General features: G+C 68.8%; 25 protein-coding genes. 17 read left to right on the top strand and 8 right to left on the bottom strand.

From position 1 onward, the window contains the following. Positions 1 to 5: 5 nt before the first annotated feature. The 3 genes from bcp to aroA are packed head-to-tail and all read right to left on the bottom strand — an operon-like array spanning position 6 to position 2878. Positions 6 to 479 carry a thioredoxin-dependent thiol peroxidase gene (gene bcp / locus ACWGO6_RS02890; protein ID WP_452325808.1) on the bottom strand — a complete coding sequence of 158 codons (474 nt, stop codon included), beginning with the start codon at positions 477 to 479 and terminating at the stop codon, positions 6 to 8. Between the two features lie 9 nt (positions 480 to 488). Continuing rightward, a complete protein-coding gene (gene rsgA / locus ACWGO6_RS02885) occupies positions 489 to 1559 on the bottom strand; it encodes a ribosome small subunit-dependent GTPase A (protein ID WP_136043413.1) in 1071 nt (356 codons plus the stop codon). Between the two features lie 2 nt (positions 1560 to 1561). Next, complete coding sequence (aroA, locus tag ACWGO6_RS02880) at positions 1562 to 2878, bottom strand: 3-phosphoshikimate 1-carboxyvinyltransferase (protein ID WP_452325807.1); 1317 nt, start codon at positions 2876 to 2878, stop codon at positions 1562 to 1564. 70 nt (positions 2879 to 2948) lie between these two features. Here aroA and ACWGO6_RS02875 point away from each other — a divergent pair, with 70 nt between their 5' ends. Genes ACWGO6_RS02875 through ACWGO6_RS02865 form a run of 3 tightly spaced genes read left to right on the top strand, consistent with a single transcriptional unit; the run spans position 2949 to position 5190 of the window. Then, on the top strand, positions 2949 to 3611 hold the full coding sequence (locus ACWGO6_RS02875; RefSeq protein WP_136043411.1) for a sigma-70 family RNA polymerase sigma factor: 663 nt from the start codon (positions 2949 to 2951) through the stop codon (positions 3609 to 3611). Next, on the top strand, positions 3608 to 3853 hold the full coding sequence (locus ACWGO6_RS02870) for a zf-HC2 domain-containing protein (RefSeq protein ID WP_136043410.1): 246 nt from the start codon (positions 3608 to 3610) through the stop codon (positions 3851 to 3853). Before ACWGO6_RS02875 ends, ACWGO6_RS02870 begins: the two co-directional genes overlap by 4 nt. Before the next feature lie 32 nt (positions 3854 to 3885). Further along, a complete protein-coding gene (locus ACWGO6_RS02865) occupies positions 3886 to 5190 on the top strand; it encodes a GNAT family N-acetyltransferase (protein ID WP_452325806.1) in 1305 nt (434 codons plus the stop codon). A gap of 57 nt (positions 5191 to 5247) precedes the next feature. On the opposite strand, the gene ACWGO6_RS02860 is transcribed toward ACWGO6_RS02865, so the two are convergent. Then, the gene (locus ACWGO6_RS02860; protein ID WP_452325805.1) at positions 5248 to 8922 is read right to left on the bottom strand and encodes a multifunctional oxoglutarate decarboxylase/oxoglutarate dehydrogenase thiamine pyrophosphate-binding subunit/dihydrolipoyllysine-residue succinyltransferase subunit; all 3675 of its coding nucleotides are present in this window, start codon (positions 8920 to 8922) and stop codon (positions 5248 to 5250) included. A gap of 161 nt (positions 8923 to 9083) precedes the next feature. On the opposite strand from ACWGO6_RS02860, the gene guaB1 reads away from it, so the two are divergent. From guaB1 to ACWGO6_RS02845, 3 genes are all read left to right on the top strand, one after another. Next, positions 9084 to 10538 (top strand): GMP reductase, encoded by a 1455-nt coding sequence (gene guaB1, locus ACWGO6_RS02855; RefSeq protein WP_136043407.1) that lies wholly within the window; start codon positions 9084 to 9086, stop codon positions 10536 to 10538. 112 nt (positions 10539 to 10650) lie between these two features. Beyond that, on the top strand, positions 10651 to 11967 hold the full coding sequence (locus tag ACWGO6_RS02850) for a hemolysin family protein (RefSeq protein WP_136043406.1): 1317 nt from the start codon (positions 10651 to 10653) through the stop codon (positions 11965 to 11967). Next, a complete protein-coding gene (locus ACWGO6_RS02845) occupies positions 11964 to 13025 on the top strand; it encodes a hemolysin family protein (protein WP_452325804.1) in 1062 nt (353 codons plus the stop codon). Before ACWGO6_RS02850 ends, ACWGO6_RS02845 begins: the two co-directional genes overlap by 4 nt. 59 nt (positions 13026 to 13084) lie before the next feature. Here the strand turns inward: ACWGO6_RS02845 and ACWGO6_RS02840 are convergent, their stop codons facing one another. Next, positions 13085 to 14152 (bottom strand): NADH:flavin oxidoreductase/NADH oxidase, encoded by a 1068-nt coding sequence (locus ACWGO6_RS02840; protein ID WP_136043404.1) that lies wholly within the window; start codon positions 14150 to 14152, stop codon positions 13085 to 13087. A gap of 56 nt (positions 14153 to 14208) precedes the next feature. Between ACWGO6_RS02840 and ACWGO6_RS02835 the strand changes: the two genes are divergently transcribed. From ACWGO6_RS02835 to ACWGO6_RS02810, 6 genes are read left to right on the top strand one after another with little or no spacing between them, the layout of a single operon-like run. Further along, positions 14209 to 15048, top strand: a complete 840-nt coding sequence (locus ACWGO6_RS02835; protein ID WP_452325803.1) for an NAD(P)H-hydrate dehydratase — start codon at positions 14209 to 14211, stop codon at positions 15046 to 15048. Then, entirely contained in the window at positions 15045 to 16283 is a 1239-nt protein-coding gene (locus ACWGO6_RS02830) for a hypothetical protein (protein WP_452325802.1), read from the top strand. The genes ACWGO6_RS02835 and ACWGO6_RS02830 overlap by 4 nt, the downstream gene beginning before the upstream one ends. Before the next feature lie 4 nt (positions 16284 to 16287). Then, positions 16288 to 16617, top strand: coding sequence for a thiamine-binding protein (locus ACWGO6_RS02825; protein WP_136043402.1), 330 nt, complete (start codon positions 16288 to 16290; stop codon positions 16615 to 16617). After that, complete coding sequence (locus ACWGO6_RS02820; protein WP_452325801.1) at positions 16610 to 17086, top strand: GNAT family N-acetyltransferase; 477 nt, start codon at positions 16610 to 16612, stop codon at positions 17084 to 17086. The genes ACWGO6_RS02825 and ACWGO6_RS02820 overlap by 8 nt, the downstream gene beginning before the upstream one ends. Before the next feature lie 9 nt (positions 17087 to 17095). After that, complete coding sequence (locus tag ACWGO6_RS02815; RefSeq protein ID WP_136043400.1) at positions 17096 to 18325, top strand: MFS transporter; 1230 nt, start codon at positions 17096 to 17098, stop codon at positions 18323 to 18325. Positions 18326 to 18334: 9 nt separating this feature from the next. Further along, positions 18335 to 18946, top strand: a complete 612-nt coding sequence (locus tag ACWGO6_RS02810; RefSeq protein WP_136043399.1) for an NUDIX domain-containing protein — start codon at positions 18335 to 18337, stop codon at positions 18944 to 18946. A gap of 10 nt (positions 18947 to 18956) precedes the next feature. On the opposite strand, the gene metX is transcribed toward ACWGO6_RS02810, so the two are convergent. The 3 genes from metX to ACWGO6_RS02795 all read right to left on the bottom strand — a co-directional run bounded on the left by metX (position 18957) and on the right by ACWGO6_RS02795 (position 22644). Next, a complete protein-coding gene (metX, locus tag ACWGO6_RS02805; RefSeq protein WP_452325800.1) occupies positions 18957 to 20162 on the bottom strand; it encodes a homoserine O-acetyltransferase MetX in 1206 nt (401 codons plus the stop codon). 97 nt (positions 20163 to 20259) lie between these two features. Then, positions 20260 to 21192: an endonuclease/exonuclease/phosphatase family protein gene (locus ACWGO6_RS02800; RefSeq protein WP_452325799.1), complete on the bottom strand. Its 933-nt coding sequence runs from the start codon at positions 21190 to 21192 to the stop codon at positions 20260 to 20262. 129 nt (positions 21193 to 21321) lie between these two features. Next, a complete protein-coding gene (locus ACWGO6_RS02795) occupies positions 21322 to 22644 on the bottom strand; it encodes a bifunctional o-acetylhomoserine/o-acetylserine sulfhydrylase (protein ID WP_136043396.1) in 1323 nt (440 codons plus the stop codon). A 195-nt stretch (positions 22645 to 22839) separates the two neighbouring features. On the opposite strand from ACWGO6_RS02795, the gene ACWGO6_RS02790 reads away from it, so the two are divergent. The 5 genes from ACWGO6_RS02790 to ACWGO6_RS02770 all read left to right on the top strand — a co-directional run bounded on the left by ACWGO6_RS02790 (position 22840) and on the right by ACWGO6_RS02770 (position 26478). Beyond that, complete coding sequence (locus tag ACWGO6_RS02790) at positions 22840 to 23622, top strand: SDR family oxidoreductase (protein WP_205820403.1); 783 nt, start codon at positions 22840 to 22842, stop codon at positions 23620 to 23622. A 1-nt stretch (position 23623) separates the two neighbouring features. Beyond that, entirely contained in the window at positions 23624 to 24343 is a 720-nt protein-coding gene (locus ACWGO6_RS02785; RefSeq protein WP_452325798.1) for a uracil-DNA glycosylase, read from the top strand. A gap of 73 nt (positions 24344 to 24416) precedes the next feature. Next, positions 24417 to 25187, top strand: coding sequence for a hypothetical protein (locus tag ACWGO6_RS02780; RefSeq protein ID WP_452325797.1), 771 nt, complete (start codon positions 24417 to 24419; stop codon positions 25185 to 25187). Beyond that, positions 25177 to 25950: a hypothetical protein gene (locus ACWGO6_RS02775; protein ID WP_136043393.1), complete on the top strand. Its 774-nt coding sequence runs from the start codon at positions 25177 to 25179 to the stop codon at positions 25948 to 25950. The genes ACWGO6_RS02780 and ACWGO6_RS02775 overlap by 11 nt, the downstream gene beginning before the upstream one ends. A gap of 57 nt (positions 25951 to 26007) precedes the next feature. Further along, positions 26008 to 26478, top strand: a complete 471-nt coding sequence (locus ACWGO6_RS02770; RefSeq protein ID WP_136057593.1) for a hypothetical protein — start codon at positions 26008 to 26010, stop codon at positions 26476 to 26478. The last annotated feature ends 143 nt before the right edge of the window (positions 26479 to 26621 follow it).

Raw genomic sequence — 26621 nt, 5'->3', positions numbered from 1 at the left:
ACGGGTCAGGCGTCGATGCCGAGCTGCTTGCGCAGCCGTGCCACGTGACCTGTGGCCTTCACGTTGTACTGCGCGAGAGTGATCTTTCCGTCCTCGTCGAGGACGAAGGTGGAGCGGATGACACCCTCGACGAGCTTGCCGTAGTTCATCTTCTCGCCCCACGCGCCGTAGGCGGTGTGGGTCGCGTGGTCGGGGTCGCGCAGCAGCGGGAAGGTGAGGCCGTCGCGTTCGCGGAACTTCGTGAGCGTGTCCGGCTCATCACGCGAGATGCCGATGACCCGGTAGCCGGCGCCCTGGAGCGACGAGATGCTGTCGCGGAAGTCGCAGGCCTCAGTGGTGCAACCGGGAGTCATCGCGGCCGGGTAGAAGTACAGCACCGTCTTCTGGCCGCGCAGGTCGGCGAGGCGAACGGTCTTCCCATCCTGGTCGAGGAGGGAGAAGTCAGGGGCTGCGGTTCCGGGTTCCAGGCGCTGAGTCACCCACCCAGCCTAACGGCCGGGGGCCTGCTCCGCCTTGTCCGCGAACGTCTGGAGCAGTCGCTGCAGGGAATCGAGTCGCGCCCGGCCGGTCTCGCCCAGCTCGCCCCGCTCCGCCGCTTCGATGAGTGCGCAGTCCGGGGCATCCGCGAGGTGCGTGCACCCGCGAGGGCAGTCCTGAGCGATCACGGCGAGTTCGGTGAACGCGGCCAGGATGTTGGCGGGGTCGACGTGACCGAGACCGAACGAACGGACGCCGGGGGTGTCGATCACCCAGCCCGTGCCCGCCGGTCCCTCGTAGCGCAGCGAGACGGTCGAGGAGGAGGTGTGGCGGCCGCGCCCGGTGACCTGGTTCACGTGTCCGGTGGCGCGCAGAGCCGTGGGCACGAGCGCGTTGACGAGCGTGGACTTGCCGACGCCCGAGTGTCCGACGAAGACCGTGGAGTGTCCGACGAGCGCTTCGCCGATCTCCTCGACGGGCATCTCGTCCTGCGCACTGGTGAACACCCGCAGGTCGAGGCCGTCGAAGTGGGTGAGGAACTCCGTCGGATCGGCGATGTCGGTCTTCGTGACGACCAGGAGAGGACGAATGCCCGCATCCAGCGCTGCGACGAGGTATCGGTCGACCAGCCGGGCCCGCGGCTCGGGGTCGGCCGCGGCGACGACGACGAGCATCTGATCGGCGTTGGCGACGATGACGCGCTCGACCTGGTCGGTGTCGTCGGCACTGCGTCGCAGAAGCGAGGTGCGCTCGACGATGCCGACGATGCGGGCGAGCGTTCCCTCGTCGCCCGAGGTGTCGCCGACCACGCGCGCCTGATCGCCCGTGACGATGGGCATGCGTCGCAGCTCTCGCGCCCTGGTGGTCGTGATCATGCGCTCCTCGGCCGTGTCCTCGCCGAGAAGCACCGAATACCGACCGCGGTCGACACCGAGAACCCTGCCCACCTGAGCATCCTCGTGCGCCGGACGGCGCTTGGTGCGCGGGCGGTTCGCCTTGGGGTTCGGTCGCGTCCGGATGCTGCTCTCGTCGAAGTCCTCGAAGTCGTCATCGAGGTCGTCGCTGTCGTCGAGCCAGCTCACCATCAACCTCGCAGCATCCGCTCCCAGAGCATCGTGAACTCCGGGAGGGTCTTCGCGGTGGTTCCGATGTCGTCGATCTCGACACCGGGCACGCGCAGGCCGATCAGCGCACCGGTCGTGGCCATCCGGTGGTCGTGGTGGGCGGCCCAGCTGCCGCCGTGCAGCGGGCGGGGGGTGATGCGAAGCCCGTCCGGAAGCTCCTCGGCTTCCCCGCCGAGTGCGCGGAGGTTGCCGATGAGCGCCGCGATCCGGTCGGTCTCGTGGAGGCGGATGTGGCCGATGCCACGGATGGTCGTCGGGGATTCGGCGAACGCGGCGAGGCCGACGAGAGTCGGAGTCAGCTCGCTCGCCGCCGAGAGATCGAGTTCGAGACCGCGTATTCCGGAGCCGGCGCGCACCGTGAGGGTGCCGCCGTGACGCCCGACATGCGCTCCGGTGGCCTGCAGGATGTCCGGCAGCAGCGCGCCCGGCTGCGTCGAGTGCGCCGGCCAGCCGGTGACAGAGACGGAACCGCCGGCCACGAGAGCTGCGGCGAGGAACGGAGCCGCGTTGGAGAGATCTGGTTCGATCGCGATCTCCTTCGCCCGCGGCACACCGGCTTCGACGAGCCACTCGCCGACGGCCGGACGCTCGATGCGGATACCGCGGCGGCTCAGAGCCTCGATGGTCATGTCGATGTGCGGAAGGCTCGGCAGGTGCTCGCCGACGTGGACGAGGTGGAGTCCCACGTCGAATCGGGGCGCGGCGAGCAGGAGCCCGGAGACGAACTGGCTCGAGGCCGACGCGTCGATCTCGACGCGACCGCCGCGGATGCGCCCGTGACCGCGAATGGTGAAGGGGAGCGCCCAGGTGCCCTCGTCGTCGATGTCGACTCCGAGGTCGCGCAGCGCGCTGATCAGTCCGCCCATGGGGCGATGGAGTGCGGTCTCATGCGCTGTGAGGTGCACATCGTGCTCGGCGAGGCCCGCCAACGGGGCGATGAAGCGCATCACGGTGCCCGCCTGGCCGCAGTCGATCGTCGTACCGCCGCGGAGCTTCGCCGGGGTGACCACGAGGTCGGGGCCGAACTCGTGACCGGCATCCACCTCCTCGATACCCACACCCAGCGCACGCAGCGCGTCGACCATCCGGGCGGAGTCGTCGGAGTGGAGAGGGGCGATCAGTCGGCCGGGGCCGTCGGCGATCGCGGCGATCATCAGCTCTCGATTCGTCAGCGACTTCGAGCCGGGGATCGTGAGCTCGGCGTGCACGGGCACGTCGGTGGTGGGCGCAGGATAGGTGCCCTGCACCCGGGCGGGGGAATACCTGTTGGCGCTCATCGGTTCTCACCTTAGTGAACGCAGGGAGGTTCGTCGTGAAAGACAGGCTCCCTGAAGCGAAGGAGAGAGAATGACGGCGACCTTGGAGCGCGAGGTGATCGACCTCAGCGGCCTAGACTGGCCGGTGATGGATGACACCGCAACCGCAGACATCGTCGGCGACCCTCGACGTGAGTTCGAAGAGCAGGCGATCCCGTTCATGGATCAGCTCTACGCCGCCGCGATGCGCATGACGCGCAACCCCGCTGACGCCGCCGACCTCGTGCAGGAGACGTTCGTCAAAGCGTACGGCTCCTGGTCGACGTTCTCGCAGGGGACCAACCTCAAGGCGTGGCTGTACCGCATCCTCACGAACACGTACATCAACATCTACCGCAAGCGTCAGCGCGAGCCGTTCCAGGGCACGATCGACGAGCTCGAGGACTGGCAGCTGGGTGGTGCGGAGTCCACCACGGCTTCGCACAGCCGCTCCGCCGAGGCGGAGGCCATCGACCGGATGCCGGCTTCGGTGGTCAAGGACGCGCTGCAGGCCGTGCCGGAGGACTTCCGGCTCGCGGTGTACCTCGCGGATGTCGAGGGCTTCGCGTACCAGGAGATCGCCGACATCATGAAGACCCCCATCGGCACCGTCATGAGCCGTCTGCATCGTGGCAGACGGATGCTGCGGGAGCTGCTGGCAGATTACGCCGCCGAGCGGGGCATCGCCGCGGCTGAGACGAGGAGCAAGGAATGAGCGACTGCGGCTGCGACAAAGCGCGTCAGGATCTGGAGGAATACCTCCGCAACGAGGTGTGCAAGACCGAGCACACCGAGATCCGTGAGCATCTCGAGCACTGCCCGTCCTGCCGTGACGAGGCCCTCGTGGCGACGACCCTCACCGAGGTCATCGCCCGTGCCTGCAAGGAGACGGCTCCCGAACAGCTGCGCGACCAGGTGTTCGCCCGGCTGCGGGAAGTCCAGGCCGCCCAGCACTGACCTCCGCCCGAGGCCGTCGGTAGTGTGGATGGATGAGCTCCATCGATGCGCGGGACGTGCCCGCAGACACCACCTCGGCTGAACGGCTGGCGAACGCCGGACTCGAGTACCGCGTCGTCGATCTGACCGACGACGCGAGCGCCGCGGGCTTCCAGCGCGCGGTCGACCGCGGGTTCCTCGGCGCCGAACCGAGCACGGACATGCTCGCCCAGATCACGAAGACCTTCGCCGCACGGCGCAACATCGGCGTGTTCGAGAAGACGGCACCGGAAGCTGCGTTGCCGGTCGCGACCACCAACGCCTGGGTGACCCCGCTCACGCTTCCCGGCGGCGGCGAGATCGACATGTGGGCGATCAGTGTCGTCACGGTCGCCGCGACGCATCGGCGCCGCGGCATCGCCAGAGCCCTTCTGGAGGGCGAGCTCCGAGCCGCAGCATCCGCCGGGGTCGCCGTCGCCGGACTCACGGTGACGGAGGCGACGATCTACGGGCGCTATGGCTTCGGTTCTGCCGTCCCCGTCGCGCGCCTGACCGTCGACACGCGACGTGCGGGATGGGGCGGCGCGACTCCGCCGGGTCGCCTGGAGTACATCGACCGCGAGACGCTGGCTGCCGACCTCGGGGCGGTCCACGAACGCGCGCGGCGACGGGCAGCCGGACAGATCCCCGGTTGGCGCGGCCGCTGGGAAGGTTATGCCGGTGTCGCACCGACTGCCGACCGCGATAAGGCCCGTGGCGTCCGCTATCTCGACGAGGACGGTGTGCTCCGAGGTGTCCTGGCCTACATGGTGTCCGAGGCGGGCGGCCCGCTGCGGTTCCGGATGGACGTCCGACTTCTCGTCGCCGAGACCGCCGACGCCCGCACCGCGCTGTGGCGTTTCGCCTTGCAGCACGACCTCGTCGCGGAGGTCGAGGCCGACCTCCGCCCACTGGACGACCCGCTGCCGTGGCTCGTCGCCGACTCCCGCGGCGTGAAGCAGGAGGTGCATGACCACGGATGGCTGCGCATCCTCGATCTGCCGGCCGCACTGACGGCACGACGTTATTCGGCGTCGCTGGACACGGTGCTGCGCGTCGAGGACTCCCTCGGATTCGCGAACGGCGACTGGCGGCTGAGGGTCGACGGATCCGGCGTCGCGACGGTCGATGTCGCAGCCGAGGGCAGCGAGGCCGACATCGTGCTCGATGTCTCGGCGCTGTCGTCGCTGTACGCCGGGGGAGTCCGCGCGGCGACGCTGCACGGCGCCGGGCGGATCACGGGTGACGCGGCGGCCGTCGAGGCTCTCGACCGGGCGCTGATCGCCTTCCCGGCGCCCTCACTGGACATCTGGTACTGAAGCCGGAAAGAGAAGGGCGCCCCGACCGAGGTCGAGGCGCCCTTCTTCGTCGATCGATTAGCCGAGTGTGACGGCCGAGCGGATCAGAGCGGCCTGCTCGGCGGCGTGCACCTTCGACGATCCGGTCGCCGGCGACGCGGAAGCCGAGCGTGCGACGGGCCGGAAGGAGCGGTCGCCCGGAACGTCGGCGAAGGCAAGCGCGAGGAACGGCCAGGCACCCTGGTTCTCCGGCTCCTCCTGGACCCACACCAGCTCGGCGTTCGGGTAGGAGTCGGTGATCGCCTTGAGCTCTTCGATCGGCGTCGGGTAGAGCTGCTCGAGCCGGACCAGCGCGACCTCGGGGTTGGGGTTCTTCTCGAGTTCGGAGCGCAGGTCCCAGTGCACCTTGCCCGAGTGCACGAGCACGCGCTTGACGGCCGAACGGTCGAGACTGCGGTCGTCGTCGATCACCGGCTCGAACCGACCCTGCGTGAAGGCCTCGACCGGGCTCGTCGCTCCGCGCAGACGCAGCATCGCCTTCGGGGTGAACACGATGAGCGGCTTGCGCGGGCGAGCGTAGGCCTGGCGGCGCAGCAGGTGGAAGTACGACGCCGGGGTCGACGGACGGGAGACGATCATGTTCTCCTGTGCGCACAGCTGCAGGAAACGCTCGATGCGCGCCGACGAGTGGTCGGGTCCCTGGCCCTCGTAGCCGTGGGGAAGGAGCAGCGTCACGCTGGACTGCTGACCCCACTTCTGCTCAGCCGCCGAGATGTACTCGTCGATGACGGACTGGGCGCCGTTGACGAAGTCGCCGAACTGCGCCTCCCAGAGCACGAGAGCTTCGGGAGCCTCGACCGAGTAGCCGTACTCGAACCCGAGTGCGGCGTACTCGCTGAGCAGCGAGTCGTAGACGAAGAAGCGGCCCTGTGCGTCGGACAGATTCGACAGCGGCAGCCACTCCTGGCCGTTCGCGCGATCGTGAAGTGTCGCGTGACGCTGCACGAAGGTGCCGCGGCGGGCGTCTTGCCCTGCGAGGCGCACCGGGGTGCCCTCGACCAGGAGCGAGCCGAATGCGAGCAGCTCACCGAAGCCCCAGTCGATGCCGCCGTTGCGGCTCATGTCGAGACGCTTGTCCAGCAGCTGCTGGATCTTCGGGTGCACCGTGAAGCCCTCGGGCTTGTTGACGAACGCGTCGCCGATGAGCTGGATGACCTCGCCCGGCACGCCGGTTACCTCGGGAGCGCCGACCTGGTCGTCCACCGGAGGCAGCTCCGGCGTGATCGGTGTCGCCCCGGTCTCGGCCGCGTGGGTCTCGGCGAACGCGATCTCGAGACGGTTCTGGAAGTCGGCCTTGGCCTCGTCGTACTCCTGCTCCGTGATGTCGCCGCGGCCGACGAGCGACTCGGTGTACAGGCGGCGTACCGACCGCTTCGCCTGGATCAGGTCGGTCATCAGCGGCTGCGTCATCGAGGGGTCGTCGCCCTCGTTGTGACCGCGTCGGCGGTAGCACACGAGGTCGATCACGACGTCGCGGTGGAAGCGCTCGCGGTACTCGAACGCGAGCTGCGCGACGTGGATGACGGCCTCGGGGTCGTCGCCGTTCACGTGGAACACCGGTGCCTGGATGGTCTTCGCCACGTCGGTGGAGTACACCGAGGTGCGTCCGTCGTTCGGAGTCGTCGTGAAGCCGACCTGGTTGTTCACCACGACGTGGATGGTGCCGCCGGTGCGATAGCCGCGCAGCTGCGACATCTGCAGCGTCTCGACCACGACGCCCTGGCCCGCGAAGGCGGCGTCGCCGTGGACGAGGATCGGCAGCCAGGCGAACGTTCCGATCGGCTTGCGGTCCTGCTTGGCGCGGACGATGCCTTCCAGCACGCCGTCGACCGTCTCGAGGTGCGAGGGGTTGGCGGCGAGGTAGACGGGCAGCTCGGACTTGTCGTCGGCGACGAAGGTTCCCTCAGTGCCGAGGTGGTACTTCACATCGCCGGAGCCGCGCTGGTTTCCGGGGGTCTGGGTGCCCTCGAACTCGCGGAACACCTGGCCGTAGGTCTTCCCTGCGATGTTCGTGAGCACGTTGAGGCGGCCGCGGTGGGCCATGCCGATCGCGGCACCCTCGAGGCCTGCGGTCGCGGCGCCCTGGAGGATCTCGTCGAGCAGCGGGATCAACGATTCGCCGCCCTCGAGCGAGAAGCGCTTCTGGCCGACGAACTTGGTCTGCAGGAAGGTTTCGAACGCCTCAGCCTCGTTGAGCTTGCGGAGGACCCGCAACTGCTCGTCGTGGCCGGGCTTCTGGTACTTGACCTCTACCTTCTCCTGGAACCAGCGGCGCTGCTCCGGGTCCTGGATGTGCATGTACTCGATGCCCAGCGTGCGGCAGTACGAGTCGCGGAGCACCCCGAGGATGTCGCGGAGCTTGGCGATGCGCCGACCGCCGAAGCCGCCGGTGACAAACTCGCGGTCGAGGTCCCAGAACGTGAGGCCGTGGCTCTCGATCTCGAGGTCGGGGTGCGAGCGCTGCTGGTATTCGAGCGGGTCGATGTCGGCCATCAGGTGGCCGCGCACGCGGAAGGAGTTGATGAGCTCCTGCACGCGGGATTGCTTGTCGACGCGCTCCGCGAGGTCGACCGCGATGTCGGGGTTCCACCGGATGGGGGCGTACGGGATGCGGAGCGCCGCGAAGATGTCGTCGTAGAAGCCGCGCTGGCCGATGAGCAGCTCGTGCACCTTCTTGAGGAACTCGCCCGAGCCCGCGCCCTGGATGACGCGGTGGTCGTAGGTGCTGGTGAGCGTGATCGTCTTGCCGATCGCCAGCTCGTTGAGCGTCTTGTCGCTCGCGCCCTGGAACTCTGCGGGGTACTCGAGCGCGCCGGCGCCGATGATGCACCCCTGGCCCTTCATGAGTCGCGGCACGGAGTGCACGGTGCCGATGCCGCCCGGGTTGGTGAGCGAGACGGTGGTGCCCTGGAAGTCGGCAGCGGTGAGCTTGTTGCCGCGAGCACGGGTGACCAGGTCTTCGTACGCGCTGAGGTACTCGGTGAAGGACAGGGTGTCGGCGCGCTTGATGCTCGGAACCATGAGGGCTCGCGTGCCGTCGGGCTTGGGCAGGTCGATCGCGATGCCGAGGTTGACGTGCGCGGGCGCGACGACCGAGGGCTTGCCGTCGATCTCGGCGTAGAACACGTTCTGGCTGCGGAACTCGTCGAGCGTGCGGATGAGCGCCCACCCGATGAGGTGGGTGAAGCTGATCTTGCCGCCGCGGGTGCGCGCCATGTGGTTGTTGATGACGATGCGGTTGTCGATCATCAGCTTCGCGGGCACGGTGCGCACGCTGGTCGCGGTCGGGACGGTCAGCGACTCGTCCATGTTCGCGGCGAGGGTCTTCGGCAGGCCGCGGAGAGGCGTGACCTTGTCTTCCTCGACCGGCTCGGCGGCTTCCTTCGACTCGGGCTTGGGCGCGGGCTTCGGTGCCTGAGCCGGGATCGGCGCGGCGGCCGCCGGCTTCGCGGTCGTGCGGGCGACCGGCTGCGAGCCGATCACCGGGATCGGGGCCGTCACCGGATGTGCGGATGTGTCCGCAGCAGCGGGCGAGGACGAGGCCGTCTCCGAGTGGTACTTCTCGAGGATCGGCCACCACTCCTTGTCGACGGAGTCGCGGTTCACCTTGAACTGCTCGTAGAGCTCTTCGACGAGCCAGGAATTGGCTCCGAACCCCCCGTCGCCGTTGACGCCGGTCACCTGGTTCGACACTCTCGATCGCCCTCTTTCATCGCTGAAGCTCTCTGGTGCGGACGTCGTCGCAGGATGCGTTCGGGCCCGCACACTCTCGACCAACAAGCCTAACGTGTTTCGCTCGGGGAATCGTCGGAAGCCACGCGCCCACGGGGCTGCGATCTGGGTACCGTGGAGACATGGAGTTCTCTGGAGAGCAGCCGACCGTCGACCTGACCTACTCGGACGTCTTCCTGGTGCCGCGGCGATCCGGGGTCACCAGCCGTCTGCAGGTCGATCTGGCGCCGCTGGACGGCACCCCGGCGACCCTTCCGATCGTCGCCGCGAACATGAACTCGGTGACCGGACCGCGCATCGCGGCGGTGCTCGCACGCCGAGGCGCGCTCGGCGTGCTTCCTCAAGACCTGCCGCTGCAGGATCTCGATTCCGCGATCCGCGATGTGAAGGACCAGCCGGTGCTCTGGGACACGCCGATCGTGCTCCCGCCGGAGGCTTCCGTCGCGGACGCGCTCCGCCTGCTTCCGGCCGCCGTGGGTCACGGCATCGTCGTCGCGCAGGGCGCCGCGCCGATCGAGGTCGGCCGGATCCTCGGGGTGCTCCCGGCGACCAGGCTCGCCACCGCGCTGCCGGATGCGCAGCTCGGGGATCTCGTGCATCGCGGGACGCCGTCGATCGACGCCGATGACATCGGCTCGGAGCGGCACGCCTTCGACGTCATCACGGACGCCGACGTCGAGATGGTGACGGTGGTCCACCACGGACATCTCGTGGGTACTCTGAGCGCGCGGAGCGCACTCCGTTCGACCCTCTACCGCCCTGCCGTCGATGGGCACGGGAGACTGGCTGTGGCCGCGGCCGTCGGCATCAACGGCGACGTCGCGGCGAAGGCCAAGGCGCTCGCCGCAGCCGGAGTCGACGTGCTGGTCGTGGATACCGCGCACGGTCATCAGGAGGGCATGCTGCGGGCGCTGCGTGCTGTCGCCGAGCTCGACCTCGGGCTGCCGATCGTCGCCGGCAACATCGTCACCGCCGACGGCGTCGGCGACCTCGTCGATGCGGGCGCCACGATCCTCAAGGTGGGGGTGGGGCCGGGGGCGATGTGTACGACGCGCATGATGACCGCGGTCGGCCGCCCGCAGTTCTCCGCCGTGCTCGAGACCGCTCAGGCCGCCAAGGAGCTCGGCGCGCATGTCTGGGCGGACGGCGGCGTGCGCTACCCGCGCGACGTGGCGCTCGCACTCGCGGCCGGAGCAGCATCCGTCATGGTCGGCTCGTGGTTCGCCGGCACGATCGAAGCGCCGGGGGAGCTGCAGCGCGACAGCGACGGGCGCCTGTTCAAAGAATCCTGGGGCATGGCGTCGACCAAGGCGGTGCAGGCGCGCTTCGGCCGACTCGACGCCTACGAGCGGGCTCGCAAGGAGCTCTTCGCCGAGGGCATCTCCTCTTCCAAGATCTACCTCGACCCGCTGCGACCCGGTGTGGAAGACCTGCTGGACATGATCACCTCGGGCGTGCGCTCGTCGTTCACGTACGCGGGCGCATCGTCCGTGCCGGAGTTCCACGATCGCGCGCTGGTCGGACTCCAGTCGGCGGCCGGGTACGAAGAGGGGAAGGCCCTGCCCGTCAGCTGGTGAGCGCGAGCGCGGGCACAGTCGTCTTCTGTACAATCGTCCGCATAATGGACGACCCTCCCAGTTGCAGAACATCGCCCCACTGTCCGCCTCTCTCGCAGGAGAGGAACCGCTGATGGACTACATCATGTTGGGCGTGGGGCTCCTTCTCACGGTCGGCACCGGCCTCTTCGTCGCCAGCGAGTTCGCGCTGGTCAACCTCGACCGCGCCGAGCTCGAGGCGCGACAGGCTCGAGGTGAATCCCGGCTCTCGCTCACGATCGGCGCCCTCAAGCACACGTCGACGCATCTCTCGGCCGCCCAGCTCGGCATCACGCTGACGACGCTGCTCACCGGTTACACGATGGAGCCGGCGCTGTCGAACCTGCTTCGTCCGACGCTCCTCGCCTGGAGCATCCCGGAGGCGGCGGTCGCCCCCATCGCGACGATCGTGGCCATGCTCGTCGCCACCGTGCTCTCGATGATCCTCGGTGAACTCGTCCCGAAGAACTTCGCGCTCGCCCTGCCACTGGCGACGGCGAAGCTCGTCATCCCCTTCCAGGTCGCCTTCACGACCGTGTTCAAACCGGCTGTGGTCGTGCTCAACGGCAGCGCCAACGGCGTGCTGCGCAGCATGGGGATCGAGCCGAAGGAGGAGCTCTCCGGCGCCCGCAGCGCGGAGGAGCTGTCCTCGCTCGTCCGACGCTCCGCCAGTGCGGGTCTGCTCGAGGCCGACACCGCGACGCTGCTCGACCGCACCCTGATGTTCTCCCGGCTGACCGCCGCCGATGTGATGACGGCGCGGCCGAGCATGCACGCGATCGCCGCGGGCGACTCGGTCGACGACGTCATCCAGCTCGCGCGCCGCACCGGACACAGCCGCTTCCCCGTCTACGACGACGACCTCGACGACATCACGGGCGTCGTGCACCTCAAGGCGGCCATCTCCGTGCCTCGCGACCGTCGGACCGAGGTTCCCGTCGGTGCTCTGGCGACCGAGCCGCTGCGTGTGCCCGAGACCGTGCACGTCGACGCCCTGATCTCCGAGCTCCGTGCCCGCGGGTACCAGCTCGCGGTCGTGGTCGACGAGTACGGCGGGACGGCCGGGCTCGTCACGCTTGAGGACCTCGTCGAGGAGCTGGTCGGCGAGGTGGCCGACGAGCACGACCGCACGAGGGCGGGAGTCATCCGCAACCGGGAGGGCGTGACCTTCCCCGGAGAGCTGCGGCCCGACGAGCTGCGCCGTCGCGCGGGCGTCGAGGTGCCGGAGGGCGATGTGTACGACACCGTCGGCGGCTACGTGATGAGCGTGCTCGAGCGCGTGCCCTCGGTCGGTGACGAGGTGCCGCTGGACAGCGGCATCCTCCAGGTCGTCCGGATGGACGGTCGGCGCGTCGACCGCGTCCGCTACGTGCCGAGTCCGCTCGACGGGGGAGAGGAGGCCACCCGATGAACGATTGGGGAGGACTCGCCTGGCTCGTCGTGCTCCTGGTCGCGAACGCCTTCTTCGTCGGAGGGGAGTTCGCGGTCATCTCGGCCCGACGGTCGCAGATCGAGCCCCGTGCGGAGCAGGGGTCGCGCGCGGCGAAGACGGCACTGTACGCGATGGAGCACGCGACTCTGATGCTCGCGACCTCGCAGCTCGGCATCACGATCTGCTCGCTGCTGATCCTGAACGTCTCCGAACCCGCGATCCACCACCTGCTCGCCGTGCCGTTGCATGCGCTCGGCTGGCCGGACGGGGCTGTGGACGCCGTGTCGTTCGCGATCGCGCTGCTGATCGTCTCGTTCCTGCACGTCGTGTTCGGTGAGATGGTGCCCAAGAACCTCGCGTTCTCGGTGCCGGACCGGGCGGTGCTGATCCTGGCTCCGCCGCTCGTGTGGGTGTCGAAGGTGTTCATGCCGGTGATCTGGCTGCTCAACGCTGCCGCCAACGGTGTGCTGCGCCTGTTCCGGGTGGAGCCGAAGAACGAGGCCGCCTCCACGTTCACGCTCGACGAGGTCGCGACCATCGTGAGCCAGTCGCGACGCGAGGGCGTGCTGATGGATACCGCAGGGACCGTGGCTGCCGCCGTCGAGTTCACCGACAAGAAGGCGCGGGACGTCGCCGTGCCTCTCGGTGATCTGGTGACTCTGCCGCAGTCGACCACGCCGGACGACATCGAGAAGGCCGTCGCCCGCTACGGGTTCTCCCGCTACGTGATCGTGGACGACGAGGCCGTGCCGATCGGGTACGTCCACCTGAAGGACATCCTGCGGGCGTCCGAAGGGCCGGACGCGGAGACGAAGATGATCCAGCCGGTCCCGGCCAAGCGCATCCACCACATGGTGCCGGTTCAGGAGGACACTGATCTGGAGGACGCCCTCGCGGTCATGCGCCGTGCGGGTCGCCACCTCGCAAAGGTGCGCGACGCGCAGGGCAACACGACTGCCGTGCTGTTCCTGGAGGACATCCTGGAGGAGCTGGTCGGCGAGGTGCAGGACGCGACGCGTCGCTTCCGCGGACGCTGATCCCAATGACGCGAAGGCCGCCGACCCGGGAGGATCGGCGGCCTTCGTCGCGTGCGCGGTCAGCGCCAGTGCGCGCGCTCGTACTGCGGCGGCCAGGCGACCTCCGCACCGAGTTCGTGGGCGGCGCGGAGGGCGAAGTGCGGGTCACGCAACCATTCCCGTCCGGCGAAGATCACATCCGCCGCGCCGTCGGCGAGCACCTGCTCGGCCTGGGCCGACGCGGTGATGAGCCCGACCGCGGACACCGGGATGCGGCCGCCCTGGCGCACCGTCTCGGCGAGAGGCACCTGGTAGCCGGGGAACACGTCGATGCGCTGATGCGCCACGAGACCGCCGCTGGAGACGTCGATCAGGTCGGCCCCGTGCTGTTCCGCCCAGTCGCCGACGATCGTCGCCTCCTCTGGGGTGAAACCACCGTCCGCATGGTCGGTGGCCGAGATGCGCACGAGCAGCGGGACCTCGGCACCGGCGGCGGCACGAACAGCATCCACCACGCGCAGCAGCAGTCGGGCACGGTTCTCGAGCGAGCCCCCGTACTCGTCGTCGCGCAGGTTCGACAGCGGCGACAGGAACTGGTGCAGAAGGTACCCGTGCGCCCCATGGATCTCGATGACGTCGAAGCCGACGTCGAGCGCGCGGCGCGTGGCGGATGCGAAGGCCTCGACCACGCGGTCGATGCCCGCCAGGTCCAGAGCCACCGGTTCCTCGAAGCCGTCGAACGCCACCGCCGAGGGTGCCGTGGTGGTCCAGCCGCCGTCTTCCTGCGGGACGGAGCCGCGCAGGGGAGCCCAGGGCCACCAGGTCGAGGCCTTGCGTCCCGCGTGCGCGAGCTGGATGCCGGCATGCGCTCCGCGGTCGTGGATGGCCTGGACGATCGGGGCGAGGGCGTCGCGCTGCTCGTCGTTCCAGAGACCGAGGTCGCGTGGCGAGATCCGGCCCTCGGGGACGACTGCGGTGGCCTCGGCGACGATCAGCCCGGCGCCGCCCGAGGCGAACTGGGCGAGGTGGGCATGGTGCCACTCCTGAGCGACGCCGTCGACGGCGCTGTACATGCACATGGGCGAGACCCAGAGGCGATTGCGGAAGGTGACGGATCGGATGCTCAGCGGGGAGAAGAGAAGACTCACCGTTCGACGCTACCCCCGCGGGCGTGCACCGCGGGCCGTCGCACTAACGTGGAGTCATGATCGAGGTGCGGGAGTGGTCACGCAGCGATACCGCACGGCTTTTCCGTGCGCCGACCGCGGACGACGACAAGTACGCCCGCGGGGTCGTGGCGCTGCGCACCGGATCTCCCGCCTACCCCGGCGCTGCGGTGCTCGGAGTCGAGGCGGCGTGGCGGGCCGGTGCCGGATTCGTGCGGTACGTAGGCGCGGAGCGGGTGGGGCATGCCGTCCTGGCGCGGCGACCCGAGACCGTCGTCGGAGCGGACACCGGTGGTTCGCGCATCGGAGCCTGGGTGATCGGCTCCGGCACGGATCCGACGCACCGCACCGACGCGGAGAGCGTCGCGCTCCGCGAGATCCTCGCCGGTGCGGTTCCCGTGGTCATCGACGCCGGCGCGTTGGACCTCGCGCCAGGTGCGCGGGCGCCGTTCCTCGTCACCCCGCACACGCGCGAGTTCGCACGGCTGCAGGAGCGTCTTCGCGTGCAACCCCAGGACGAAGACCACGATCGGGCGGATGCGGCACGACAGCTGGCCGCGAAGATCGGCGGCACCGTGCTGCTCAAGGGGGCGCGGACGCTGGTCGCCGACCCGGGCGGAGCCGTCATCGCCGTGGAAGCGGGAACGGGGTGGCTGGCGACGGCGGGTACCGGAGACGTGCTCGCCGGCGTTCTCGGCGCGGTGATGGCCGCGAACCCGGGAGCCGCGCTCGCCGAGGTCGCAGCCGCGGGCGCCTGGCTGCATGGTCATGCCGCGCGGATCGCCGCCGGGGCGCTCGCCGACGGACCGGGGCACCCGATCGTCGCGATGGACGTGGCCGAGGCCCTTCCGCACGCGATCCAGGACGTCCTGGGGTGAGCCGCGACTCGACGACGAGGCTGCTCGTCCTGTGGTGCGCATTCCTCCTCGTGCACCTGCTCACCGCTCTGCTGGGCTGGGTGTATCCGAGCCAGCCCATGGGCGATGTCGTGCTCGTGTACGAGCCGTGGGCGTCGGCGGCTCTCGGGGGCGGGCCGATCGTCGGCATCAGCGAGACCTGGGTCTATCCGCAGCTCGCCCTGCTGCCGATGCTGCTGGCGGCCGGACTCGCTGCACCGCTGGTGCCCGTGCTCGGTGTCTCGAGCGCCTACCTCGTCGGCTGGGCGGTGCTGGTGATCGTGCTCGATGCGATCGCGTTCGGCGTGCTCGTCGGTCGCTCGCCCTCGCACGCACGGCGGGTCGCGGCTTGGTTCTGGTGCGGTGCCGTCCTGCTGCTCGGACCGATCGCGCTGTACCGGATCGACGCGATCACGGTGCCCCTCGCCGTGATGGGCGGGCTCTGGCTCGTCAGACGACCGATGGTCGCCGCCGCGCTGCTCACGGCCGGCGCCTGGATCAAGATCTGGCCCGGCGCACTCGTGCTGGCCGCCGTCGTGGCCGTCCGCGCGCGGCTGCGAGTGCTGCTCGGCGCGGTCGTCGTCACGGGCGGCGTGCTGGCGCTGCTGCTCCTGCTCGGCGCGGACACGGAGATCCTCGGTTTCTTGACGGAGCAGACCGGTCGCGGCCTGCAGATCGAGGCGGTGGCGGCGACGCCGTTCCTCTGGCTCGCCGTCGCAGGGGCTGCGCGCATCGAGTACAGCTTCGAGATCCTCACGTTCCAGGTGACGGCGCCGGCGGTGGATGCCGTCGCCGCGGCGCTCACCCCGCTGATGGTGGTCTGCGTGGGGGTGGTCACGGCGATCGGCGTAGTGAAGGCGGTGCGCGGGGCCGCGTTCCCTCGGCTCTTCCCGCCGCTCGCGCTCACGCTCGTGACGCTGCTCATCGTCACCAACAAGGTCGGCTCTCCCCAGTTCCAGACCTGGCTGATCGCGCCGGTGGTCCTGTGGATCGTCCTCGACCGGGCCAGAGCGCGCATTCCCGCGGTCATCGTGCTCGCGCTGTGTCTGCTCACCTGCCTGGTCTATCCGCTCGGCTACGACGCCCTGCTGCGCGCTGAAGCGCTCCCCGTGGCGGTGCTCACCGTGCGGAATGTCCTCCTCATCGTCCTGCTCGTCCTCGGCCTCCGCGCGCTCCTGCGCGTACCCGCCGCCCGTCATCCGAAACCCCGGGAGTGAAACCATGCTGATCGCCTTCTCCGTCGCCCCGAGCGGCACGCCCGCCGAAGGAGCCGAGCGAACCGACGCCTCCGTGCACGACGCGGTGGCCGCGGCCGTTCGCGTGGTGCGCGAGTCCGGCCTGCCGCATCGCACGACGAGCATGTTCACCGAGATCGAGGGACCCGACTGGGACTCGGTGATGGACGTCGTCAAGCGTGCCACCGAGGCGGTCATGCCGTTCGGCTCACGGGTGTCGCTGGTGCTCAAGGCCGACATCCGCCCCGGATACTCGGGCGAGCTCGATGCGAAGATCGAGCGCCTCGAGGCGGCGATCGAGGAGTCGGATGACTGATCGCCGCGCTCTCGCGGTGGTCCATACGCGTCCGGCCCTCGCGGGCGACGTCGAGTGGCTCGCAGAACTGCGGGCGGTGGTGCTCCGGGCGGACCTGACGCGGCTCGGTCGCTACGACGACGCGCGTGTGCGGCAGCGGTTCCGAGACGCGTTCGAGCCGACCCAGACCCGGGTCATCGTCGTGGACGACCAGGAGGTCGGCTCCGTCGCGCTCCGCGACGAAGGGGGGTCGCGCTGGCTGGAGCACTTCTACATCGCTCCCTCGCATCAGGGGGCCGGCGTCGGGGGACGCATCCTGACGATGCTCCTGGACGATGAGGTGACCCATCGGCTCAACGTGCTCCGGGGCAGTCCCGCCCAGGCGCTCTATGAGCGGCACGGCTTCGTCGTCGAGAGGCAGGACGAGGTCGACGTCTTCCTGCTGCGTGAGCGAAGGGGCGGGCGCGACGCCCTGTCGGACGGCCGCTAGGCTGTACCGGTGAATCCCTCGACTGAATCGAGGGGTGCGGCGAAGTGGGCGCTCCTCTCTCTCGCCATCGGCAGCTTCGGCATCGGCATGACCGAATTCGTGGTCATGGGCCTGCTGCCCAACATCGCCGCCGACCTGCTGCCCTCGCTCTGGGCCACGAGCCAGGAGGAGGCGCTCAGCCAGGCCGGCTGGCTGATATCGCTGTACGCGCTGGGCGTCGTGGTCGGTGCGCCGACCATCGCCGGCTTCGTCGCTCGCTTTCCGCGGCACCGAGTCATGATCGTGCTGGCCCTCGCGCTGACGGTCTTCAACGCGCTCACCGTGGTCCTGCCGACGTTCGAACTCGTCGCCGCCTCCCGGTTCCTGGCAGGGCTCCCGCACGGCGCGTACTTCGGCATCGGCGCCCTGGTCGCGGCCGACGTCATGGGTCCGGGCAACCGTGCCAAGGGCGTGGCATTCATCCTCACGGGACTGACGGTCGCCAACGTCGTCGGTGTGCCGCTCGGCACGTTCCTCGGGCAGCAGTGGGGCTGGCGAGCCGCGTTCGCGGTCGTCGCGCTGGTGTTCGCCGTGGCGACGCTGTTCATCGCGCTGTTCGTGCCGCAGCATCCCGGTGACCCCGGACGCACGATGCGTCAGGAGCTCCGGGTCTTCCGCATCCCGCAGGTGTGGTTCACGCTCGGCGTGGGGGCGATCGGTTTCGGCGGCTTCTTCGCCGTCTACAGCTACATCGCGCCGCTGGTGACCGAGGTCGCCGGCTCGCCGGAATGGGCCGTGCCCATCGTGCTGGTGCTCATGGGTCTCGGGATGACCGCAGGAAACCTCGTCGGCGGCCACCTCGCCGACATCGACCTGCGCCGCACGCTGCTCTTCGGGCTCGCCGCGATGGCGGTGGTGTTCGCCCTGCTCGCCGTGCTGTCGTTCTGGATCGTGAGTCTGGGGCTTCTCGTGTTCGTGGTCGGCTTCGTGTCGTCGGTGCTGAGCCCGACGATCCAGACGCGGCTGATGGATGTGGCCGAAGACAACCAGTCGATCGCCGCGGCGATGAACCACTCCGCCCTCAACATCGGGAACAGCCTGGGTGCCTTCCTCGGCGGCCTCGTGATCGCAGCAGGGTGGGGCTTCACGGCGCCCGCGTGGACCGGAGCCGCCCTTGCCGTGGCGGGCCTGCTGATCGCCCTGCTGTCGTACCGCGTGGAAGCGCGTCTTCCCGAAGTCGTGGAGCGCGTCGCGTCGTAGAGTGACGGGGTGAGCACGCCCCCGCATTCCCTGCCCGTCGCCGGCACAGTCGTCCTGCTGCGCGCAGCCGATCCCGGCTTCGAGGTGCTGCTGATGCGTCGTCCCGATCGTGGATCGTTCGCCGGTGCGTGGGTCTTTCCCGGCGGCAAGGTCGAACCGGCCGATCGACGCGGCGGCGACGAGGAGGTCGAGGACGCGCGTCGTGCGGCGATCCGGGAGACCTACGAAGAGGTCGGGGTCGTCGTCGAGGAGCTGGTGGCGTTCTCCGAATGGCATCCGCCGGTCGAGGTGCCCACGCGCATCCATACCTGGTTCTTCCTCGCTGCGGCACCGGCGGCCGACCCCTCACCCTCGGAGGACGAGGTGGCGGAGCTCGCGTGGGTGCGTCCCGCCGAGGCCCTGGCGCGGCACGGTGCAGGGGAGTGGATGCTGTACCCGCCGACCTGGATGACGCTGCATCAGCTGTCGGCCTTCACCGACGCGGCATCCGCTCTCTCTTCGGGCGGTGCCGTGCAGCTGTTCCAGACACGCGTCGTGGGCTCGGGTGCCGCGCAGGCGTTCGCGTGGGAACAGGGGCGTCTCGAGGCGGCCGAGCTGCCGTGGCGATTCCTCCCGGCGTGAGCGGAGCGGATCAACTCGCGAGCAGTCGCCGCAGGTTCGCGCCGACGATGTCGGTCTCGATGAGGAAGCCGTCGTGGCCGAAGTCGCTGGCCACCACCACCGCCTCTCCGTCGATCACGTTCGGGATGCTGCGGGCGATGCGCTGCTGTCCGTCGACGGGGAACAGCCGGTCGCTGTCGATGCCCAGGACGAGGGTGGTGGCGGTGACGGCGTGCAGCGCCTCTTCGACTCCGCCGCGCTCGCGACCGACGTCGTGCGAGTTCATGGCCTCGACGAGCGTGATGTAGCTGTTCGCGTCGAAGCGGCGGGTGAATTTGTTGCCGTGGAAATCGAGGTACGACTCCACGGCGAAGCGTCCGCCGTGGCCGAGAGGTGAGACATCTGACTGCCACGACCGCTGGAAGCGCTGGTTCAGCTCGATCGGGCTGCGGTAGTTCAGCAGAGCCATCCGCCGTGCCAGCGCGAGTCCACGGTGCGGACCGTCGCCGTCTCCGAGGTCGTAGTACTCGCCGCCCTGGAAACGCGGGTCCATGCGGATCGTCTCGAGCTGCACCGTGTTCAGCGCGATCTGGTCGGCGGTGGTCACCGGGGGAGAGGAGAGCACGGCGAGGCGCTCGACGCGCTCCGGATGTGTGACCGCCCATTCGAGGGCGTGCATGCCGCCCATGGATCCGCCGATGACCGCGGCCCAGCTGTCGATGCCCAGCGCATCGGCGAGCCGCACCTGCGCCGCCACCTGGTCGCGGATCGTCAGGTACGGGAAGCGCGATGCCCATTCGTAGCCGTCGGGGGCGACGCTCGCCGGCCCGGTCGACCCCTGGCAGCCGCCCAGCATGTTCGGAGCGATCACGAACCAGCGGTCGGTGTCGAGCGGCGCTCCGGGGCCGGTGATGTCCTCCCACCACCCCACGGTCGGGTGGCCGGATCCTGCGGGCCCCCGCACATGGCTGTCGCCCGTGAGGGCATGCAGCACGAGGATCGCATTGTCGCGAGCGGCATTCAGCTCACCCCACGACTCGTACGCGATGCGGATGCCCGGCAGCTCCTGGCCGCTCTCCGTGGAGAAGGCGCCGAACGCGGCGAAACGCCTGCCGCCGACCGGGTCGCCGTCGCGCCAGGCACCGGTCGCCGGTGGGCGGGCACGGAGCAGCCGGACGTCGGCCTCCGTCACGGGTGCCGACGGCACCGTGTCCTCGGAGGTCGTCTGCCAGTCCATCCCTCCATTGTCGCCTGGTCGAGCACCCGTCGGCGGCAGGTTACGACCCGGTGTCGCGCCATCCGCGGCGCCGCGGCTCGGACCAGGGGCGCAGGACTCAGCGCACGCGCGTCATCGTGGCGAGGTGGTCGCTGTTCCCGGTGCGCAGCGTGCCCGAGGTGACGACGTCCACTCCGCGGACGAACACCTGGTCGATCCGGACGAGCGGGAACGCGGCCGGCCAGGTGAATCCGAGCGTTCCGTCGGTCGGCCGTGCCCAGTCGGCCTCCGCACGCAGCGCGGCGAGGGCCTGGTCCGTCGACGGCGCATTGAAGTCTCCGACGACGACGAGTGCCGTGGCCTCGTCGGAGGCGACCTGCTCGGCGATGCCGTGCAGCATGGTGTCGCGGTCCTGCTGCTGCCCAGGTCGCACGGATGCGGCGTGCAGCACGTAGACGGCGACCGGGCCCGCGGGGCTCTGCACCTCGACCCGGAGCGCGCGCTTCCAGCTGAGCCCGAGCGTGAGCGGTTCGGCACTCGTCAGGGGGTATCGACTCCACAGGGCAACCGTGCCGACCGTGTAGGAGTGCGGGTAGGCGTCGGCGAGCACCTCGCTCGCGGCGGAGAGGCTGTCGCCGTCGAGTTCGGTGAGGGCGATCACATCCGCCTCGCTCCGCGCGAGTTCTGTGGCGGAGGCGGCGGCGCTCCCGGAGTGTGCGCGCACGTTCTGGCTGGCGATCGTGAGCTCCTCCTCCGCGTCGGCCGGTGCCGGGAGGGCGGGGAGCGCAGGAACCATCGCGAGGATCCAGAGGAGTGCCGGCACCAGGAGGAGCACGATCACGCGCCGCGCGAGGAAGAACGCGGTGACGACGAGTGCGAGGATGACGAGCCCGAGCCAGGGGAGTACGGCGGCGACAGCAGTACCGATCACGCCGGGGATCCAGCCGCACGCGACCAGGACCAGCACGATGATGCCGGCGATCGCGAGACGGCGAGCACGGCGCGTCGTGGTTCGGCGGGCGAGCGGTGCTCGGTGTGCGACGTCGATCATGCATTCCTCACGGTGGGGATCCCATTCTCGACGGAGCCGCCTGTGGTTCGGCCGGATGGTGACCCTGCCGCGAACGTGAGGATGCCCCGGACCGCGTGGTCCGGGGCATCCTCACGACTGTGCTGTGCGTCAGGCGCGAGCAGCCTCCGACACGGCGCGTGCCGCAGCGAGAGCCTGGTCGAGGTCGGCCTTCAGGTCCTCGATGTTCTCGATACCCACGGAGAGGCGGACGAGGCCCGGCGTGACGCCCGCGGTGAGCTGCTGCTCGGGGGTGAGCTGCGCGTGGGTCGTCGACGCGGGGTGGATGACGAGCGAGCGCACGTCGCCGATGTTGGCGAGGTGGCTGAACAGCGACAGGCTGTTCACGAACTCGCGTCCGGCCTCGACACCGCCCTTGAGCTCGAACGACAGCACGGCGCCGACGCCCTTGGGGGCGTACTCGTTCGCCTTGGCGTACCAGGGGGAGGAGGGCAGACCCGAGTAGTTGACGGTCGCGACGTCGTCACGGCTGTCGAGCCACTCCGCGATCTCCTGCGCGTTCTGCACGTGACGCTCGATGCGCAGCGACAGGGTCTCGATGCCCTGGATGAGGTTCCAGGCGCTCTGCGGCGCGATGGCCGAACCCAGGTCGCGCAGCAGCTGCACGCGGGCCTTGATGATGTAGGCGAGCGGGTCGCCGACCGCGGCGGTGTAGCTCGCGCCGTGGTACGACGGGTCCGGAACCGTGAGGCCGGGGAACTTGTCGACGTTCTTCGACCACTCGAACGTTCCGCCGTCGATGATGGCGCCGCCGATGGTGGTGCCGTGCCCGCCGAGGAACTTCGTGACGGAGTGAACGACGATGTCGGCGCCGAACTCGAACGGACGGATCAGGTACGGGGTCGCGATCGTGTTGTCGACGATCAGCGGGACGCCGGATTCGTGCGCGATGTCGGCGACGGCGCGGATGTCGAGGATGTTGATCTGCGGATTGCCGATGGTCTCCGCGAAGAACAGCTTCGTGTTCGGGCGGACCGCGCGGCGCCATTCCTCGGCGTCGTCCTGGTTCTCGACGAAGGTGACCTCGATGCCGAGCTTGGCGAGCGTGTACTTGAAGAGGTTGTACGTGCCGCCGTAGATCGAGCTCGAGGCGACGAAGTGGTCGCCGGCCTGCGCGATGTTGAGGATCGCGAAGGTCGAGGCGGCCTGGCCGCTGGCGAGCACGAGTGCTCCGGTGCCGCCCTCGAGAGCGGCGAGGCGCTGCTCGAGCACGTCCTGCGTCGGGTTCTGGATGCGGGTGTAGATGTTGCCGAACTCCGCGAGCGCGAAGAGGTTGGCCGCATGGTCCGCACTGTCGAACACGTAGGAGGTGGTCTGGTAGATCGGCGTGGCACGAGCCTTCGTGACCGGGTCGGGGGCGGCGCCGGAGTGGACCTGCTTGGTCTCGAAGCGCCAGGACTCAGGTGCGGACATGTTTTCCCCCAGGAGTGGTCGGAAGGTCGGATGGCGAATGCCGTTGCAGCGAGAGTACGGAAGATCGGTCCGTGTCAACAACAACCGGGAAATGTGACGTAACACGGTGGAGGCCCGGAATCACGGGGGAGAAGGGTTCCGCGACAGCCCCGTGCGGGTCTGCGCATTCCCGGCGGAACATCGTACGGTGGAGGCATGGTGAACAGACGTGCAGTGGTGACAGGTGCGAGTTCGGGGATCGGCGCGGCAACGGTGCGCGCACTCCGCGCACGAGGATGGGATGTCGTCGGAGTCGCCCGACGCGAGGACCGTCTGTCCGCGCTCGCCGCGGAGACCGGGGCCTCGGCCATCGCCTGTGACCTGACCGACCCAGCTGCCGTCGACGCGCTCGTCTCAGAACTCGAGAAGTCCGGGCCGGTGCACGCGCTGGTGCAGGTGGCCGGCGGGGCTCGGGGGACCGACCGCATCGAAGACGCGTCGGTCGCGGACTGGCAGTGGATGTTCGACGCCAACGTGCTGGCGACGCAGCGCCTCGTCGCCGGATTGCTTCCGCTTCTGCGTCGGGCTGCTGCGGCAGACGGCCACGCCGACACGCTCTTCGTCACCTCGACCGCCGCGCAGTCGGCGTATGCGGGCGGCGCCGGTTACAACGCCGCGAAGGCCGCCGAGAGCATGCTGGTGAAGGTCCTCCGCCAGGAGCTCAACGGCGAGCCGATCCGCGTCGTCGAAGTCGCCCCCGGCATGGTCCACACGGAGGAGTTCACGCTGAACCGTCTGGGGGGCGACGTCGCCGCCGCCGAGGCCGTGTACTCGGGCGTCGAAGCGCCTCTTCTCGCCGAAGACGTCGCCGACGTGATCGCCTATGCGCTGGAGTCGCCGGGACACGTCAACCTTGACCTGATCACGATGCGCCCGGTCGCGCAGTCGGCTCAGCACCTGCTCGCGCGCGGTCCGCTGCGCGTGCGCTCCATCGACTGACGTGGCGCCGTCTCTCGCCGAGCTCGCTGCCGACGGGCGGATCGACGCGGGGTGGGCGGAGGCGCTCGCTCCGGTACAGGACACCATCACGGAGATCGGCGAGCGACTCCGCGCCGAGCAGGCGGCCGGGCACGGGTACCTGCCGTCCGGTGAGAACGTGCTCCGGGCCTTCCAGCGGCCACTCGTCGATGTGCGGGTGCTGATAACCGGACAGGACCCGTATCCGACGCCCGGTCACCCGATCGGTCTGTCGTTCGCGGTCGACCGTGACGTGCGACCGCTGCCGCGCAGCCTCACCAACATCTACAAGGAGCGCGAGAGCGATCTCGGCATCCCGCCGGCACCCCACGGCGACCTGACCGGGTGGAGCGATCAGGGCGTGCTCCTCCTCAACCGCGTGCTCACCGTGCGCCCGGGTGCCGCCGCCTCACACCGCGGTTGGGGGTGGGAGAAGGTCACCGAGCTCGCGATTCGGACGCTCGTCGCGCGCGATCAGCCGCTCGTCGCCGTGCTGTGGGGAAAGGATGCCGCGAATCTGCAGCCGATGCTGGGTTCGACGCCGATCCTCGCCTCGGCCCACCCGTCTCCGCTGTCTGCCAGCCGCGGCTTCTTCGGCTCCCGTCCGTTCTCCCGCGTGAATGCGCTCCTCGCGGAGCAGGGTGCGGAGGCGATCGACTGGCGGGTGGGCGGCGAGCCTGCGGAGGCTGAGCGCCTGATCTAGGCGCTGCAGAGCGAATTCTTCGATTCGATTTGCGGCACGGCACTCAAGTCCGAGTCTTCTCGGGCACACCCTGGTGACCGGTGACGGGGCTGGCCACGGGGCGCTGCAGCTCTACGAACCGTTCGGTCAGCCGTTGGATATGACCACGTTCGCGATCGGCACTATCGCCGCCAATGCCGCCGGTCAGAACGATGGCGCGAGCGGATGGCATCAGGGCGCCCGGAAGCCGGTTGAAGCGGAATCAACTGTCCTGATGATCGAGATGGGGGCGAGGCTCTATGTGCCGGCCCTCGGTCGATTCCTTCAGGTCGACCCCGTCGAGGGCGGCGTCGACAACGACTACGTCTGGCCGACAGATCCCATCGGGAGCAGCGATCTGTCAGGCGAGTTCGACTGGCTACTTGCGCTGGACATAGTCTCAACCGCAATAATGTTCGTGCCCGGCGTCGGTACCGTCGCCGGTGCCGCGATCAAGGTGGCCGTCGTTGCCGCGCGGGTGGTTTACTACGGGGCAAAGTTCACTAGAGGCATGAATGTGGCCAATCGGTTGCGTACGGTCTCGCAAGCGACAAACGTGGTGCGCAAGAGTACTCAGTGGAGAAACGACAATTTCGTGAACAAAACCACGCACTCGCGGCCAACTATGAAGGCAAGCTACCGAGCGACGCAGATCGCGTCGCGAGCATTGTTGAGGAACCCTTCGGTCAAGCGCATCACCTCGCGAGGAAATAGTGGAGTGAATACCTTTAATCGGACTGGCTGGAATTACCACTCGTATACCCACAGGAGATACTCGTTGATTGGGTATCGGGGGCGCGCAGGCGGGATGCATATTGAGCACTGAACTGGACGAAGTATGGCAGAGCATTGGATATATTGAAGAGGGAGAGTTGGCAGGGAGTGTTGTCGCCTTGGATCCGATTGATGTCGGCCCCGATGACTTCGTAGAAATCGCGTGCTGGACGCCGCACCATTACACGCTCAGCATTCTTCGAAACATTGTCCCGCGAGATCACGCGACTCGCATCCACAAGGATCTTGTCGGCCGGGTCGAGACCGACATCTCGGATTCACTCGCCGCGCGATTCTTCAACCAGGACTACGTTCGCGTTGTTCGTGGCCCCGACGAGGGCGTTCTGTTGGACCTGCCGCCGCGACCGGCCACGCTCTCGGCGATCGATGAAGGTGCGGTGCGTCTCGCTGCGCGCGCGCCGCTGCTCCAAGCGCTCGCGAGCCCCGCGTCGCTGAGCGCCGATCTCCTCCGGCTCCTTTCGAACGTTGTCTCAGAGGATATCGATGGGCGGGAGGCCAAGCTTCTAATGAAGACCTGTTCGCAGACTGTCGATCAGGGTGGCGATGCTCTGTCCCCGGAGGCGGCTGTTCGAGCATGGTTCGCGACGCTCTGGTGGAGTTACCGGGATGCGCGGGGGGACGTGCGGCCGACGCGTCTTCGAGACGCGAAACGGATGGCCCGCGCCATTCTCGAGCCTGGCAAGTTCTGGGTGTCCGGCGACTGGGGGGTAGCACTCACGGAGATCGTGGAGAGGACAGTCTCGCGGCTCGCGCGCCACGACCCTGAGTCGCCGTTGCAGTTCGCAGATCACTAGCGCGATCGCGCCCGCGGTACTCAGAGGTCCGGATCTACCGCGGTGGAAGTATGGGAAGTGGATGTAGTGACCATGGCGCGTTCAAACCAAGCTATAGCTTCGCTCCTGGCATCGATGGTTGAGGGGGAGCAGAATGTCGACGCCGTTGTTATGGCGGACGAGTCCGGGGCGAGGCTTTGGCTAAGATCGCGCCTCGGTGGCGACCGTGTCACCTGCATCGCCCGAATTGCGAGCAATCTATATTCCTTGAGTCTTGACGACACTTACTTCCTGGACGAGATCGACGAGGATGTCTTGTTGGCTGATGACGAACATGAGCTTCGACAGTCATTGGCGGATGAGGAGGAGCAACTGCGGCGCCGAGTCGCGATCGGATTGCAGTATGTCCGAGCGGGCGGGCGCGGTGGACGTACTCGTTTTCTGCGGACGCCGTTTGTGGATGTCACAGTGAGAGGCGAACAGATGCGCCTGTATCGCGGATATGGGGCCGGACGCGGGATCGCGCCGCCCTGGCGGCCTAGCTCGTGAGGAATGGGCTGCGCGCTAGGTCGATACGCAAGCAGGCTCTCGCCGAGAGAGCGAGGAGACTCGGGCCGGCCACGTTCTTCTTCGGCCTCCTGCCGCTGCTCGCGCTGATCGATATCGGCTCGACGATTCCGCCCTTCGTCATC

The organism is Microbacterium sp. NPDC055665 (assembly GCF_053618035.1).
Note: the sequence above shows the minus strand (reverse complement) of the source record. Positions and strands in the feature narration are given on the sequence as shown.